Origin of the sequence: Pseudomonas sp. CCC3.1, from assembly GCF_034347405.1 — a bacterium.
Classification (GTDB): Bacteria; Pseudomonadota; Gammaproteobacteria; order Pseudomonadales; family Pseudomonadaceae; genus Aquipseudomonas.
Map to the genome: position 1 here is coordinate 3,504,701 of NZ_CP133778.1, position 14,947 is coordinate 3,519,647.

Sequence of the window (14,947 nt, forward strand, 5' to 3'; positions counted from 1 at the left end):
CCCGTGTTTGCAATTTCACTCCTCGGAGGTTCTGGCATGCTCGGGCTGGTAAAGACCGCATTGCACAAGCCCTACACGTTTATCGTGCTGGCGATTTTCATCTGCATCATCGGGCCGCTGGCGGCTGTGCGCACCCCGACGGATGTGTTTCCTGACATTGGTATTCCCGTGGTTGCCGTGGTATGGCAATACACCGGGCTGGCGCCTGCCGATATGGCAGGCCGGGTCATTTATACGTACGAGCGCTCGTTGAGTACCACGGTCAACGACATCGAACACATCGAGTCGCAATCGCTGCCCGGTATGGGCATCGTGAAGATTTTCTTCCAGCCCGGCGTCGACATTCGCACCGCCAACGCGCAAGTGACCGCCGTGTCACAAACGGTGCTCAAGCAAATGCCACCCGGCATCACCCCGCCGCTGATTCTCAACTACAGCGCGTCGACGGTGCCCATTCTGCAAATGGCGTTCTCCAGCCCGACGCTCTCGGAAGCCAAAATCCGCGATCTGGTACAGAACAATATTCGCCTGCCTTTGAGTTCGCTGCCTGGCCTGGCCATGCCAACGCCCATGGGCGGTAAACAGCGCCAGATCACCCTCGACCTTGACCCGCAGGCACTGGCAGCCAAAGGCTTGTCAGCACAAGACGTAGGGGCCGCCCTGGCAGCGCAGAACCAGATTATTCCGGTCGGGACGGCCAAGCTCGGCACCTACGAATACACCGTGATGCTCAACAACAGCCCCAAGGCGATTGATGAGCTCAATGACATGCCGATCAAAACCGTCAATGGCGCGCTGATTACCATTGGTCAAGTGGCCCACGTGCGCGATGGATCGCCGCCGCAAACCAACATCGTGCGTGTCGACGGTCAACGGGCAGTGCTGATGCCGGCCTTGAAAAACGGAAATATCTCGACCTTGTCGATTGTCGACGGCATCCGCGGGATGCTGCCACGCATCAATGAAACCTTGCCGCCCTCGCTTAAAACTTCGTTGCTGGGCGACGCGTCGGTGTTCGTCAAGCAATCGGTCGGCAGCGTGGCGCAGGAAGGCATCATTGCCGCCTTGCTGACCAGCGCCATGATTCTGCTGTTCCTGGGCAGCTGGCGTTCGACCCTGATCATTGCCGTGTCGATCCCGCTGGCGGTGCTCTCAGCCATTGCTCTGCTGGCCCTCAGTGGGCAAACCCTGAACGTCATGACGCTCGGAGGGCTGGCACTGGCGGTGGGAATATTGGTCGACGATGCGACAGTGACCATCGAGAACATCAACTGGCACCTTGAACAAGGCAAGTCGGTGCGCGATGCGATTCTCGATGGGGCCAAGCAGATTGTCGGCCCGGCATTTGTGTCGCTGCTGTGTATCTGCATCGTGTTTGTGCCGATGTTTATGTTGCAGGGGATTGCCGGTTACCTGTTCCGCCCCATGGCGCTGTCGGTGATTTTTGCGATGGGCAGCTCGTTCATCCTGTCGCGGACCCTGGTACCAACGCTGGCGATGTTCCTGCTCAAGCCCCACGTGCCGGAGCAAGGCTCGGGGCATCACCCGGAAGATGGTTACATCAACCATCACGAGGGCGATCAGCACACCCAGAAACACTCGGCGCCAGTGCGTGCACTGCTGAACTTTCAGCAAGGATTTGAGCGCCGTTTCTCGGCTGTACGTGATGCTTACTACGGCGTGCTGGAACTGGCCCTGGCCCATCGCAAACGTTTTTTGCTGGGATTCATGACGTGTGTACTGGCCTCATTTGTGTTGCTGCCAAGCCTGGGGCAAGACTTCTTTCCGGCCACCGATGCCGGGGCATTGGCCCTGCACGTGCGCTTGCCGCTGGGGACACGGATTGAAGAAAGTGCCGCCGCCTTCGACCGTATCGAGTCGCGGATTCGCGAAATCATTCCGGCCGATCAACTGGACACCATCATCGATAACATTGGCATTCCGTTAAGCGGTATCGACATGGCCTACAGCAGCAGCGGCACTGTCGGCCCGCAAGACGGCGATATTCAAATCTCGCTCAAGGCCGATCACAGCCCGACGGCGGACTACGTGAAACACTTGCGCGAAGCCTTGCCCGAGAGTTTCCCCGGCAGCCAGTTTGCCTTTATGCCTGCGGATATCAGTACCCAGATCCTCAACTTCGGAGCCCCGGCACCGCTGGACATAAAAATCTCCGGACGTGACGACGCGGCCAACCGGGCGTATGCACTGGAACTGCAACGACGCTTGCAACACGTCCCGGGGATTGCCGACCTGCGGATCCAGCAGTCGGTGGGTTACCCATCGCTGCAAGTCAACGTCGATCGCCTGCGCGCCAGTGGCCTAGGGATTACCGAACGCGATGTCACCAACAGCATGGTGGCGTCTTTGGCCGGCAGCTCCCAGGTGGCCCCGACCTTCTGGCTTAACCCGCAAAACGGCGTGTCTTACGGCGTCGTCGCGGCCACCCCGCAATACCGCCTGGACAGCCTTCCAGCCCTGGAAGCCTTGCCGGTGACCGGTAGCAACGGCCAGACACAAATCCTTGGCGGCCTGGCAACCATCAGTCGCGTCGACAGCCCGGCCGTGGTCACGCACTACAACATCCAGCCCACGCTGGACGTGTACGCCAACATTCAGGGCCGCGATCTGGGCTCGGTGGCGGCAGATGTGCAGAAGGTGATTGACGGCGCATCGGACCTGCGTCCCAAAGGCGCAACCATCACCTTGCACGGCCAGATCGACGCCCTGCATGAAGCCTTCAATGGCTTGAGTTTTGGCCTGCTCGGCGCCGTGGTGCTGATCTATCTGCTGATCGTGGTCAACTTTCAGTCCTGGGTCGATCCGTTTGTGATCATCACCGCCCTGCCCGCCGCCCTGGCCGGGATTGTGTGGATGCTGTTTCTCAGCGGCACATCGCTGTCGGTTCCGGCCTTGACCGGCGCCATCTTGTGCATGGGGGTGGCCACCGCCAACTCGATTCTGGTGGTGAGCTTCTGTCGAGAGCGCCTGGCCGAACATGGCGATGCACTCAAAGCCGCACTCGAAGCGGGTTACACACGCTTCCGTCCGGTGTGCATGACCGCGCTGGCGATGATGATCGGCATGTTGCCGCTGGCTATTTCAGAAGAACAGAACGCCCCGCTCGGACGCGCCGTGATTGGCGGTCTGATGCTGGCAACCGTCGCCACCCTGCTGTTCGTGCCCGTGGTGTTCAGCCTGGTGCACGGCAGTGAAAAAAATCGCGCTGCTGCTGGAGAAACTACCCATGTCGTCTGATCAAAAACCTTCGCGCAAGCGTTTGATGCTACTGGGCATCGGCGGCCTGACACTGGCCGCGTTACTGGTCGCCAATGGCCTGGCAGCGCGCAGCCGGCATGAGCATGCGGTGATTGGCTGGACCGAGGCCGCCGCCTTGCCGGTGGTCAGCGTGTTCCAGCCCCTGCAAAACGCCCACGGCGACACCCTGCGCCTGCCCGCGCACCTTGAAGCCTGGAGCAAGGCGCCGATTCATGCGCGGGTCAATGGCTACCTCAAAAGCTGGAAAACCGACATCGGCAGCAAGGTCACCACCGGTCAGGTGCTGGCCGTGATTGAAAGCCCTGACCTTGACCAGCAATTGGCGCAAGCCCGCGCCCATATGCTTCAAGAACAGGCCAACGCCCGGCTTGCCGCGACCACGGCCACCCGCTGGCAAAACCTGCTGGCCAGTCATTCGGTATCGCGTCAGGAGGCCGACGAGAAACACTCCAACGCCGCTGCCGCGAAGGCCAATGCCCAAGCCGCCGAAGCCGATTACGCACGGCTGTCATCGCTGGAGGACTACAAAACCATTCGTGCGCCATTCGCTGGCACCATCACCGCGCGCAACACCGACATTGGCCAACTGGTCAAGGCTGACACCGACAGCGACCCGGAATTGTTCGACATCGCCGACATCCATCAACTGCGCCTGTACGTGCCCGTGCCGCAAAACTACGCCAGCGTGATTCGCCCCGGCATGCAGGTGCAACTCAATGTGCCGGAGCATCCCGGGCAAACCTTCAGCGCCCAGTTGATCGGCAACTCGACGTCGGTTGATCCGCGCTCTGGCACCTTGATGGCACAGTTCGTCGCGCAAAACCCCAACGATGCCCTGTTGCCCGGCGACTATGCCGAAGCGGTGCTGTCCATTCCAGCGGACACCCATGGCGTGAGCATTCCGGCCAGTGCGCTGATCTTCCGCGCGCAAGGCACCCAAGTGGCGGTGCTGGACAGCGCGAAACACGTGCACTTGCAGAACATCCATATCGGCATGGACTTGGGCGACCGACTGGTGATCGACCAGGGCCTGAAACCCGCTGACACGGTCATCGACAACCCGCCTGATGCCTTGCGCGAAGGTGACACGGTCAAACTTGCCGATACAGGAGCGCCCCATGTCGCCAAAGCTTAAACGCAGCGCGTTGTTGTTGGCGCTGGCGCTGCAAGGCTGCTCGCTGGCCCCGACCTACGAACCGCCCGTGCTCGACCTGCCGCAGCACTACCGCGAGCAGACTAGCGATGGCCCGTGGCACAGCGCGCAGCCGGGCGATCAACTGTCGCCACAATGGTGGCGGCTGTACCACGATGAGCGCTTGAACGACCTGCAACAGCGCCTGCTCAGTGCCAACCCGAATCTGGCGGCAGCCCTTGCGCACTACGATGCCGCGCAGGCGTATGCCAGCCAGTTCCATGCGGGATTGTTTCCGCAAATCACCGCCAGCGGGCAGCCGTTGCGTCAGCGTCAATCAGACAACCGGCCGTTGCGCGGTACCACCCAGCCTTCGATGTACAACAGCAACACCGCAGGTTTTGCGCTCAATTATGATTTGGACTTATGGGGCAAAATCCGCAATCAAGTCGCGGCCGGTGATGCCCAGGCCCAAGCCTCAGCCGATGACCTGGCGGTTGCACGCTTGAGCCTGCAACAACAACTGGCCAGCCTGTACGTGCAACTCGACGGGCTGGATGCGCAAAGCCGCATCCTCTCCAGCACCCTGGATGACTACAGCCAAGCCTTGCAACTGACCCGCGCCCGTTTTCAAGGGCAAATTGCCTCTGAACTCGACCTGACCCGCGCACAAAACCAATTGGCCACAGCCGAAGCACAATTGGACGACGTGCGCGCCCAGCGCAACCTGACCGAACACGCCATTGGCGAACTGGTGGGCGAGCCTGCCAGCAGCTTTGCCCTGGCGCCGAGCACGCAGACCTTGAACGTCCCGGCGCAACCCGCCGCCCTGCCCAGCACCTTGCTGCAACGCAGGCCAGACATCGCCGCAGCCGAACGCCGAGTATTCGCTGCCAACGCCCAAATCGGCGTGGCCAAGGCCGCTTGGTACCCGGACTTCAGCCTGACCGGATTGCTGGGCGGACAAACCCAGGGCAGCGGAAATTTGTTGTCAGCGGGCAATCGTTTCTGGGCCTTGGGGCCACTGGTCAGCTTGCCTATATTCGATGGCGGCAGGTTGGACGCCCAAGAGCGCCAGGCCAAAGCCGAGTTCGAAGAAGCGTCTGCGCACTACCGCAGCCAAGTGCTGCACGCCGTACGAGAAGTGGAAGACAACCTGGCGCAACTGCGCGACCTGAGGCAGGAAAGCCTCGACGAACAAGCGGCAGCCAACGCAGCGCAACATACCCAAACCCTCGCCACCAACAGCTACGAGGCGGGGGCTGTGAGTTACCTGGACGTAGTGACTGCGCAAACGGCGGCGTTGCAGGCACAGCGTCAGGTGCAAGCCCTGCGTACCCGGCAGTTGCAGGCCAGTGTCGGGTTGTTGACGGCGCTGGGAGGCGGTTGGGAGGGCCAACAGTAACGTTGGACCTGTCTGCGTCGAGACTGCCTATGTACGCTGGCTCGGCGCAGACCTCGCATGAAGACTCAATGCTCTCGGTAAATACCTGCCGCTTCCATTTCGCGGATTCTAGCGTAGTCACTTTCAATTTGACTGAGGTCAGGATGAACCAGATAAACCGTACCAGGCTGGCTAAAAACATCGCGGGTGATACCGATTTTTTGCCCATCCGCGAGGTAGAAAACCACTTCAAAAAACGAGTCCAGACGAGTTACTTCAGTTAGAAACGCTTTTTGTCGGAATACACCTTCTTCAGTGTTTATAAGGCAGACGTTGTAAGTGTGATTGAACACTTCATAGTCTGCGCCAGATGCCAACAATTGCTCAAATTCGCCGGGGTCAGTAATCGATAGCGCTAATGCATCAATCTGTCCTAGCCCAGTTGTTTCAGCGCAAACACTGGCCCTGAGAATCCCATCCGTGCGGGCCGCAACTTCGACCAGCACTGGGCCATTTTCGGTAAGCATGACCTCAGCATGACTCGGCCCATTTTTAATTCCCAGACTTTTAACCACCTGCCGGGTGTAATTGACCAATTCGGTGTATCCCTCAGCGCTGGAGTCGATTAATTGATCGATGTCATACACAACGCTGCCAGAGGCTAAAAGGCATTTTTGATATTTGACAACCTCCGTAACCAGTTGCCGCCCGCCTAAAGACACCATATTCACCACATACTCAGTGCCTACCAAATACTCTTGCAGCAACACTTGCCTGTTCTCGATATTGAGTCTATTACGCGTCCCCAGCAGCTCTTTAAATGCACGCTCGCAGGCCGCGAGGTCTGGGCATATATAAACTCCATCGGCCCCTGCGCTTTCCAGCGGCTTCACGACAACAGGAAATTTTTGATGCGTTTTAATCCATTCGCACCCTGCTGCCCAACTATCAACTGCGCACTGCGCGGCAGCTGACAACCCCGCATGAGTTACGTATTGGATCATGTGGTATTTATTTCTTCGCGCACAAGAACTGCCAGCGTCATTGGCATAGCTCAATCCAAAATACTCATTCAACCTATCGGCCAGCAGCACACCACTTTCTGCACCGGCGACAACGACATCGGCTCCAAACTGCTTGAGTTCAAGAAGTGTGGTGTCGATATCCACATTTACCATTGCTTTTTGGTAAATACTGAAATCAAAACCCACGTAGTAATAATCGTCAATCTCAGCACTGGACGCCAAGTGCCATAACAGGCAGCCGTCTTCGTATAGTTTTTTCGCCACAAACTTACCCGAGGAAAATCCGTCGACGATTAAAACCTTGATCATATTAAACCCTACCTTTTTTTCCTGACGCTTGAAAGCGACAGCAGTAACAGCAGCGCCACGATCACACCGACTGCAACCACACTCGACATAGAAAATGCGACACGTGAATCCATATACTGAAGCCATAACGTGAACACTGGCAGTGTCAGCAATACAAAAGACACATGCAGCGCGCTGAGGTGAAAAATTGATTGCTGGATCAAATAAATGGGTAACACATGACCAAGGACCACCAACACCAGCATCGGCGCTATCCACTCAGTTGCGACACTGAATGAAACATCACTTACAGAAACAAGCACACTGCATATCGCAACCATCAATAGATTTCTGATCGCCAAAATTTGCTCGACCTTCCAGTGGCGCGCAAACATTCTTTTAGAAACCACGGTATAAAGCACAGTACCCAGCGCACATAACACCACGCTAACGATACCGATAATTCGCTGTTCGAACGTCGTAGATGAAATGCCGCTTACTCCAACAAATGATTGAAATAGCATAATCGCTACTGACAACAACACCAGGCATGCAATCACCGCTTCGGCCGGTGTCGCTTTACTGTCTGATTTTATAAAAGCAGAAATGATCATGGTTAATGCCGGACCACAAGCAACCGATGCCACGCCTACGACCGCAGGTTCCAAATAACGCAGGGCGTAAAAAAGCCCTCCCCAGTTAAGAACAACTGAAATGTTAATCCAGACAACCAGCATCCTCCCTTGCTTAACATTAGAAAACAATGACACTCGGTCTTTCCAGAGGCTGCACCCTAAAAACAACAACGAAGAAGAAACAAAGCAATAAAAAATCACCACAACTGTACTGAGTGTCTGAGTCACAAAAGCAACATAGACATCAAAAGCAGCACTTATAAAACAAAATAACAGCCCTAAAACAACACCCTTGTTTTTTATCTGCATTCGACCAACCTACTTGGCAGTGGTAGAGCCAATGGTACCGTTCGCATCAGGAAGTTAGCTCGTCAAACCCTAAAACCTCTACTTTCTCGCCTGACAGCTTTATTTTCATCAGCGTTTTAACCGTAATACCGGTTTTGTTAAAAACGTTGACCGCGCCCTCTTTTTGAACCTTTTCAACTGCGCAGATTACGTCAATCACTTCGCCGCCACATTGCCTGATCGATTCAATCAGGGAGATCACAGCCCCTCCAGTGCTAAGGGTGTCGTCCACGATCACAACGCGATCACCGGGTTGAATACCATTGAGGTACAACGTGCCCTGAAAATATTCAGAAGTGATGTCAACCGCCGCCTGGTTCACACTGTCCAAACGATAGGTATACCAACGCGCCATTGCCATCGGGATACCCGTCAACAGTGATACCGCCGTTGCCAAAGGAGCACCTTTATCTTCTTCTGTGACAATCTTATCTGCAGTCGAATCCATCAACTTAACAACCTCATTAGCCACTTCAGACAGCACTTCGGGTCGAAGGGCCGGGAGTTGATCGCTGAATTCATTGACTGTAATCAATGTCGATCCGACACTCACAACTTTAGCTTTCTCGTAAACATCTTTGAGCAGTTTCATTCTGCCTCCGCATAATCAGGATAAACACCTTCCCAGCGACTTTCATACTTCCAGGCGCTGTCAAAAAAAAGAGTGACAATATTTTTTCCACTCTCCAGGCGGGCCACGTCTTCACACACCATCAGGTTTGCTCCACACGTGGGGCCAATGCCAAAATTATATTCCGCTATAAATTTTTTCATTCGATCCCATGCCGCATGACCATCGACCACCCTTACTTCATCGATCAACTCAGGAATTGTATTAACCGATAGCACCCCAGCACCAAGACCCATAAGATTATGAGATTTATGTTCAAACACCTCACCTCGCCGGGAGGCGTACAAAGGTGCGGACCTATCTACTTCAATACCGATCGTTTTAATATTTTTATATTCCCGCCTCAATATGTCAGCAATACCGCAAAACGTACCTCCCGTACCGATCGAACAAATAAATAAGTCTGGCACTACTCGTTGCCTATGCAACGCGCTGACAATTTCCTGCCCACAGGCATGCCACGCACTTTTATTAAGCAATGTACTGGACTGATCCAAAAAACAAACTTCTCCAACAGGGTGTTTTTTCCGATATTCGTCTGCTGCAATAGCGGCACCCATCAAAAATGTTTCTTTTGGTGTTTCAATAATATCCGCTCCAAAAGAGAGGATTTGCTGCTTGCGTTCATCGGTCATGCCTTCAGGCATAAAAACAATTATCTTATAACCTTTCTCTCTACCTATCCATGCAAGGGCGGCCCCACCATTACCGGTTGAGCAATCAATGAGCGTCATTCCTTTCCTGATAACGCCCTGCTTTTCCATGTTTTCAATAATATTCAGATAGGTTCTGTCTTTATGGCTACCTGTAGGATTCATATATTCACATTTTGAAAAAAGACGATTGCCATTCGGGAGTAATCCATACACTTCTACAAAAGGCGTATTTCCGACATCAGCCAATTTCATCGCAACCTCCTTATCAGTACGAAAACCGAAGTAAGGGACTCACAAACAGACGCTAACCCTGTCAAATACAGTTCAACAAACAAAATTTTATCGAAATGCCCTACGCAGGACTACGCCTATAACGTTCAGACGCCGCTAACTCATTGTTTTCATGACTTCACCACCTAAAGTTTCAGCGCACTCACTTAGGCACAAGTAACAACCTGAAATACTAATTCGAGAATATTCAGCATCGCGTGGATAGCGACATCGGAAGGGTGTGGGTCATCAGGCATGTATAGCGCCTGCCGATACAATGACCTTGATGGCTTATTTGTAGAGGGGTGCCTGAGAAGACTCAAGTAAATGAAAAATTCAAAGAGGAACACTTTCGCAGGAACAGTCGCAGGCTGCGATCTTTTGATGTTGAAGATCAAATGATCGCAGCCTGCGACTACCCCCACGTGGTTATTTGTGCTTTATCTGACCGCTGAACCCGCCACTGTTTTCGACGCCGCCAGCATCGCTTTGAGCAACACCGCACACCCTGCTGCCAAGTCTTTTGGGTCGGCATTTTCAATTTCGTTGTGGCTGATGCCACCTTCGCAGGGGACGAAGATCATGCCCGCAGGGCCCAACTCGGCGAGGAAGATTGCGTCGTGCCCTGCCCCACTGACGATGTCCATGTGGCTGAGCCCCAGTTCACTCGCCGCCTCACGTACGGCGTTGACGCAGTCGGGGTTGAAGTACAGCGGCGGGAAGTCGGCAGTCGGGGTCAGTTCAAAGCTCAGGCCATGTTTGGCACAGGTGGCTTCGATTACACCGCGAACCTCGGCGATCATGGCGTCCAGGCGCTCAGGCAGTAGGTGCCGGAAGTCCAGGGTCATGCGCACTTCGCCCGGGATGACGTTGCGCGATCCCGGGTACGCTTGCAGACAACCTACCGTGCCGCAGGCGTGGGGTTGATGGCCCAAAGCGGCTTTATTGACTGCCGCGACCACGGCCGCAGCGCCGACCAAAGCGTCTTTGCGCAGGTGCATCGGTGTCGGGCCGGCATGCGCTTCTACGCCGCGCAGGTTGAGGTCGAACCATTTTTGCCCGAGAGCGCCGAGCACCACGCCGATGGTTTTGCGTTCGTCTTCCAGGATCGGCCCTTGTTCGATGTGGGCTTCAAAATAGGCGCCCACTGGATGGCCACTGACTTTTCGTTTGCCCGCATAGCCAATCGCGTTCAGGGCCTCGCCGACGGTCACGCCTTGGGCATCGGTTTTGGCCAGGGTTTCTTCAAGGGTGAATTTTTCGGCAAACACGCCCGAGCCCATCATGCACGGCGCAAAACGCGAGCCTTCTTCGTTGGTCCACACCACCACTTCCAGTGGCGCTTCGGTTTCGATGTTGAGGTCATTGAGCGTGCGCAACACTTCAACCCCGGCCAGTACACCGAAGCAGCCATCAAACTTGCCGCCGGTGGGTTGGGTGTCGATGTGACTGCCGGTCATCACCGGCGGCAGGTCCGGGTTGCGCCCAGGGCGGCGGGCGAAAATATTGCCCACAGCGTCGACGCTGACGGTGCAACCCGCGTCTTGGCACCAGCGCACGAAGATGTCCCGGGCCTGGCGGTCGAGGTCGGTCAAGGCCAGGCGACAGACGCCGCCTTTGACGGTGGCGCCCAGTTGCGCCAACTCCATGAGCGAGGCCCACAGGCGTTCGCCGTTGACCAGTTTTGTGCGTTGCTGCTGAAGGTCTTGTGCTGCTTTCATGATATTTCCTCAGGCAGTTTCTTATAAAAATCCAGCTCAAACCGTGCCTTTGGCAGCGGCCGTTTGCGGGCTGCTCAGGCGGCACAGTCCGTAGTAAATCGCTGCACCGAGAAACGATCCGGTGAACCAGCCGTAGTCATAAAACCAACTGAAAGCGCTGCTGCCCAAGGACAACAGGGTCAAGACCACAGGGACGCCAAAAGCGATGAAACCGTTCCAGTTCCAGGCCGGGTAGACGCCGTCGCGGTACAGCCCGGCAAGGTCGAGTTTTTGCTGACGGATGATGAAGTAGTCGACCACCATGATCCCGGCAATCGGCCCCAGCAGGCTGGAGTAGCCCAGCAGCCAGTTGGAATACACGGTTTCGAGGCTGACATCGGACACCAGCAGGCCGAGTTTTTTGAGCAGTTCGTGCGCCATCAGCGCCAGCCCCACCAGGCCCGTCAACATCACCGCCTTGGTGCGGTTGATCAGCTTGGGCGCGATGTTCTGGAAGTCATTGGTGGGCGACACGATGTTGGCCGCCGTGTTGGTCGACAAGGTAGCGATGATGATCAAGGCCATGGCCAGCGCGACCCACACAGGGCTCTGGATATGGCCGATCAGACTGACCGGGTCAGACACCGTCACACCGACCAGTTTTTCGGACGCGGCAGTCATCACCACGCCCAGTGCAGCGAACAGGAACATGGTCAGCGGCAAGCCAAATATTTGCCCCAATATCTGGTCTTTCTGGCTTTTGGCGTAGCGGCTGAAGTCGGGAATATTGAGCGACAAGGTAGCCCAAAACCCCACCATCGCAGTCAAGCCCGCGAAGAAGTAGCCATACACGCTGGCACCTTCGGGACGCTTGGGCGGCTGGGCCAATAACTCGGTCATCGACACATTCGGCAAGGCCCAAACCAGCAAGCCGACACCCACCAGCACCAACAACGGCGCAGACAGGGTTTCGAGCCACTTGATTGATTCGGCGCCGCGCAATACCACCCACAAATTGAGCGCCCAAAACAGCATGAAGCCGATCACTTCCCCAGTGCCGCCGAGGCTTTTCCAGCCCTCAAATACCGACCCCAGAAACAGGTGAATGGCCAGTCCGCCAAACAGCGTCTGGATCCCGAACCAGCCGCAGGCCACAAGAGCACGGATCAGACATGGCACGTTGGAACCCAGAATGCCGAACGAGGAACGCAACAGTACCGGGAACGGAATTCCGTATTTGGTGCCTGCAAACGCGTTCAGGGTCAGGGGGATCAACACCACGATATTGGCCAGCAAAATCGCCAGCAGCGCCTCGCCAACCGACAGCCCGAAGTAGGCAGTGAGCACGCCGCCCAAGGTGTAGGTGGGCACGCAAATGGACATGCCGATCCACAGCGCGGTGATGTGCCATTTGTTCCAGGTACGCTCGTGGACTTTGGTGGGGGCGATGTCGTGGTTGTAACGGGGGCTGTCGAGAATTTCAGGCCCGGCTTCCAACTCGTACAAACCGTTTCGTTCGGTGACTTGAGATCTGCTCGTTTGCATGCTCGCTCACTCTCTTGTTTGGAGGCTCTTGTTTTAGTGATCGACTCTGCGCACGGACGCAGAGCGTTCCCTTTCGGATTTAGGTCATCCGGGTTAAGCAGCGGTAATCAAAAACTGTGCCGACACAGTTGCAGTGTTCACCCACAGTGGTGTTCACACCTTACAACTGGCTGGTTTTAAAGCGCTTTCAATGACCCCGGCCGCGCCTTTAAACCCTGCCTCAAAACATTTATCAATTTTTTGATAGAACTAAACGAAACATATCGGTGCAGGCTTATTTACTTTTGTTCGCTGCGTAGCGTTCTCCGAGTGCTTCAAGCACCTGATTTAGCATAAGAAACTTCGCCTATATTTTATTCCTGTCAAGTGCGCCGAAATGGTGAACGCATGCACCATTTTGGCGTTTAAATAAATAAAACCATATAAATCATAAACTTACTTAACAATAAGCGCGCTTAAAATATTATTTGCTCATTCGCTAACAACCCACTAGATTTCATTCCTGTCACCAGTGACAGGAATGAAATCCTGTACTACGGTCGTAATAACAACATTAGAACCGGCCTTAGCCGGTCTGCCTGCGAGGAACTTGGTATGTCACTGTTAATCCGTGGCGCTACGCTTGTGACCCATGATGAAAGTTATTGTGCTGATGTTTATTGTGCAGACGGTCTAATCCGCGCAATTGGAACTGATCTTGATGTTCCGGCTGGCTGCGAAGTGTTGGATGGCAGCGGTCAATATCTACTTCCCGGTGGTATCGATCCGCACACGCATATGCAATTACCGTTTATGGGAACAGTGGCCAGTGAAGACTTCTTCAGTGGCACGGCGGCCGGTCTGGCAGGCGGCACAACGTCCATCATTGATTTTGTCATTCCCAACCCTCAGCAGTCGTTGCTGGAGGCGTTTCACCAATGGCGCGGCTGGGCTGAGAAGTCAGCGTCGGACTATGGGTTTCATGTCGCCATTACCTGGTGGAGCGAGCAGGTTCGCGAGGAAATGTCTGAGTTGGTCAGCCAGCACGGGATTAACAGCTTCAAGCATTTCATGGCCTACAAAAACGCGATCATGGCCGCCGACGACACGCTGGTGGCCAGCTTTGAGCGCTGCCTGGAACTCGGCGCCGTGCCGACCGTGCATGCCGAAAACGGCGAGCTGGTGTACCACTTGCAGCGCAAGCTCATGGCCCAGGGCATGACAGGCCCGGAAGCGCACCCGCTGTCGCGCCCTTCGCAAGTTGAAGGCGAAGCCGCCAGTCGGGCGATTCGCATCGCTCAAACCATTGGTACGCCGCTGTACCTGGTGCATGTCTCGACCCGTGAAGCACTGGACGAAATTACCTACGCCCGCAGTCAAGGCCAGCCGGTGTATGGCGAAGTGCTGGCCGGACACTTGCTGCTCGATGACAGCGTGTATCAGCATCCCGACTGGCAAACCGCCGCGGGTTATGTGATGAGCCCGCCGTTCCGCCCGCTCGGTCATCAACAAGCGCTGTGGCATGGCTTGCAATCGGGCAACTTGCACACCACGGCCACCGATCACTGCTGCTTTTGCGCCGAACAAAAGGCCGCCGGGCGCGACGATTTCAGCAAGATCCCCAACGGCACGGCAGGCATTGAAGACCGCATGGCGGTGTTGTGGGATGAAGGCGTGAACACCGGGCGCTTGTCGATGCAAGAGTTCGTGGCACTGACCTCGACCAACACCGCGAAGATTTTCAATCTGTACCCGCGCAAGGGCTCGATCCGGGTCGGCGCTGATGCCGATCTGGTGCTGTGGGACCCGCAAGGCACGCGCACTATTTCCGCTAAAACCCACCATCAACAGGTCGATTTCAACATTTTCGAAGGCAAGATCGTACGCGGCGTGCCCAGTCACACCATCAGCCAAGGCCGCGTGGTGTGGGCCGATGGCGACCTGCGCGCAGAACGCGGGGCTGGCCGTTACATCGAGCGCCCGGCCTACCCGGCCGTGTTCGATCTGCTGAAAAAACGCGCTGAGTATCACCCGCCCGTCGCTGTTAAACGCTGAGTGCACAACCACTGCCCGTC

10 protein-coding genes are annotated in these 14,947 nt (G+C 55.7%); 4 read left to right on the forward strand and 6 right to left on the reverse strand.

What is annotated here, in order from left to right; genetic code table 11:
• Nucleotides 1-36 precede the first annotated feature (36 nt).
• The 3 genes from RHM56_RS15405 to RHM56_RS15415 are packed head-to-tail and all read left to right on the forward strand — an operon-like array spanning nt 37 to nt 5,816.
• On the forward strand, nt 37-3,258 hold the full coding sequence (locus tag RHM56_RS15405; RefSeq protein ID WP_322233548.1) for an efflux RND transporter permease subunit: 3,222 nt from the start codon (nt 37-39) through the stop codon (nt 3,256-3,258).
• The gene (locus tag RHM56_RS15410; protein ID WP_322233550.1) at nt 3,248-4,414 is read left to right on the forward strand and encodes an efflux RND transporter periplasmic adaptor subunit; all 1,167 of its coding nucleotides are present in this window, start codon (nt 3,248-3,250) and stop codon (nt 4,412-4,414) included. Before RHM56_RS15405 ends, RHM56_RS15410 begins: the two co-directional genes overlap by 11 nt.
• Nucleotides 4,398-5,816: an efflux transporter outer membrane subunit gene (locus RHM56_RS15415; protein ID WP_322233552.1), complete on the forward strand. Its 1,419-nt coding sequence runs from the start codon at nt 4,398-4,400 to the stop codon at nt 5,814-5,816. Before RHM56_RS15410 ends, RHM56_RS15415 begins: the two co-directional genes overlap by 17 nt.
• A 65-nt stretch (nt 5,817-5,881) precedes the next feature.
• Here the strand turns inward: RHM56_RS15415 and RHM56_RS15420 are convergent, their stop codons facing one another.
• The 6 genes from RHM56_RS15420 to RHM56_RS15445 all read right to left on the reverse strand — a co-directional run bounded on the left by RHM56_RS15420 (nt 5,882) and on the right by RHM56_RS15445 (nt 12,893).
• A complete protein-coding gene (locus RHM56_RS15420) occupies nt 5,882-7,129 on the reverse strand; it encodes an ATP-grasp domain-containing protein (protein ID WP_322233554.1) in 1,248 nt (415 codons plus the stop codon).
• 8 nt (nt 7,130-7,137) lie between these two features.
• Nucleotides 7,138-8,052, reverse strand: coding sequence for an EamA family transporter (locus RHM56_RS15425; protein WP_322233557.1), 915 nt, complete (start codon nt 8,050-8,052; stop codon nt 7,138-7,140).
• A gap of 46 nt (nt 8,053-8,098) precedes the next feature.
• Nucleotides 8,099-8,683, reverse strand: coding sequence for a phosphoribosyltransferase family protein (locus RHM56_RS15430; protein ID WP_322233560.1), 585 nt, complete (start codon nt 8,681-8,683; stop codon nt 8,099-8,101).
• A complete protein-coding gene (locus RHM56_RS15435) occupies nt 8,680-9,630 on the reverse strand; it encodes a PLP-dependent cysteine synthase family protein (protein ID WP_322233562.1) in 951 nt (316 codons plus the stop codon). Before RHM56_RS15435 ends, RHM56_RS15430 begins: the two co-directional genes overlap by 4 nt.
• A gap of 458 nt (nt 9,631-10,088) precedes the next feature.
• Entirely contained in the window at nt 10,089-11,369 is a 1,281-nt protein-coding gene (locus tag RHM56_RS15440; protein ID WP_322233564.1) for a Zn-dependent hydrolase, read from the reverse strand.
• Nucleotides 11,370-11,405: 36 nt separating this feature from the next.
• Nucleotides 11,406-12,893 carry an NCS1 family nucleobase:cation symporter-1 gene (locus RHM56_RS15445; protein ID WP_322233566.1) on the reverse strand — a complete coding sequence of 496 codons (1,488 nt, stop codon included), beginning with the start codon at nt 12,891-12,893 and terminating at the stop codon, nt 11,406-11,408.
• 594 nt (nt 12,894-13,487) lie between these two features.
• Between RHM56_RS15445 and hydA the strand changes: the two genes are divergently transcribed.
• Nucleotides 13,488-14,927: a dihydropyrimidinase gene (gene hydA, locus RHM56_RS15450; protein WP_322233568.1), complete on the forward strand. Its 1,440-nt coding sequence runs from the start codon at nt 13,488-13,490 to the stop codon at nt 14,925-14,927.
• The last annotated feature ends 20 nt before the right edge of the window (nt 14,928-14,947 follow it).

What these genes read in the sequence shown, in the direction of transcription:
- RHM56_RS15425 (WP_322233557.1), bottom strand. Translation starts at nt 8,052, where the DNA reads ATGCAGATAAAAAACAAGGGTGTTGTTTTAGGGCTGTTATTTTGTTTT.
- RHM56_RS15445 (WP_322233566.1), bottom strand. Translation starts at nt 12,893, where the DNA reads ATGCAAACGAGCAGATCTCAAGTCACCGAACGAAACGGTTTGTACGAG.
- RHM56_RS15405 (WP_322233548.1), top strand. Translation starts at nt 37, where the DNA reads ATGCTCGGGCTGGTAAAGACCGCATTGCACAAGCCCTACACGTTTATC.
- hydA (WP_322233568.1), top strand. Translation starts at nt 13,488, where the DNA reads ATGTCACTGTTAATCCGTGGCGCTACGCTTGTGACCCATGATGAAAGT.
- RHM56_RS15410 (WP_322233550.1), top strand. Translation starts at nt 3,248, where the DNA reads ATGTCGTCTGATCAAAAACCTTCGCGCAAGCGTTTGATGCTACTGGGC.
- RHM56_RS15415 (WP_322233552.1), top strand. Translation starts at nt 4,398, where the DNA reads ATGTCGCCAAAGCTTAAACGCAGCGCGTTGTTGTTGGCGCTGGCGCTG.
- RHM56_RS15440 (WP_322233564.1), bottom strand. Translation starts at nt 11,369, where the DNA reads ATGAAAGCAGCACAAGACCTTCAGCAGCAACGCACAAAACTGGTCAAC.
- RHM56_RS15430 (WP_322233560.1), bottom strand. Translation starts at nt 8,683, where the DNA reads ATGAAACTGCTCAAAGATGTTTACGAGAAAGCTAAAGTTGTGAGTGTC.
- RHM56_RS15420 (WP_322233554.1), bottom strand. Translation starts at nt 7,129, where the DNA reads ATGATCAAGGTTTTAATCGTCGACGGATTTTCCTCGGGTAAGTTTGTG.
- RHM56_RS15435 (WP_322233562.1), bottom strand. Translation starts at nt 9,630, where the DNA reads ATGAAATTGGCTGATGTCGGAAATACGCCTTTTGTAGAAGTGTATGGA.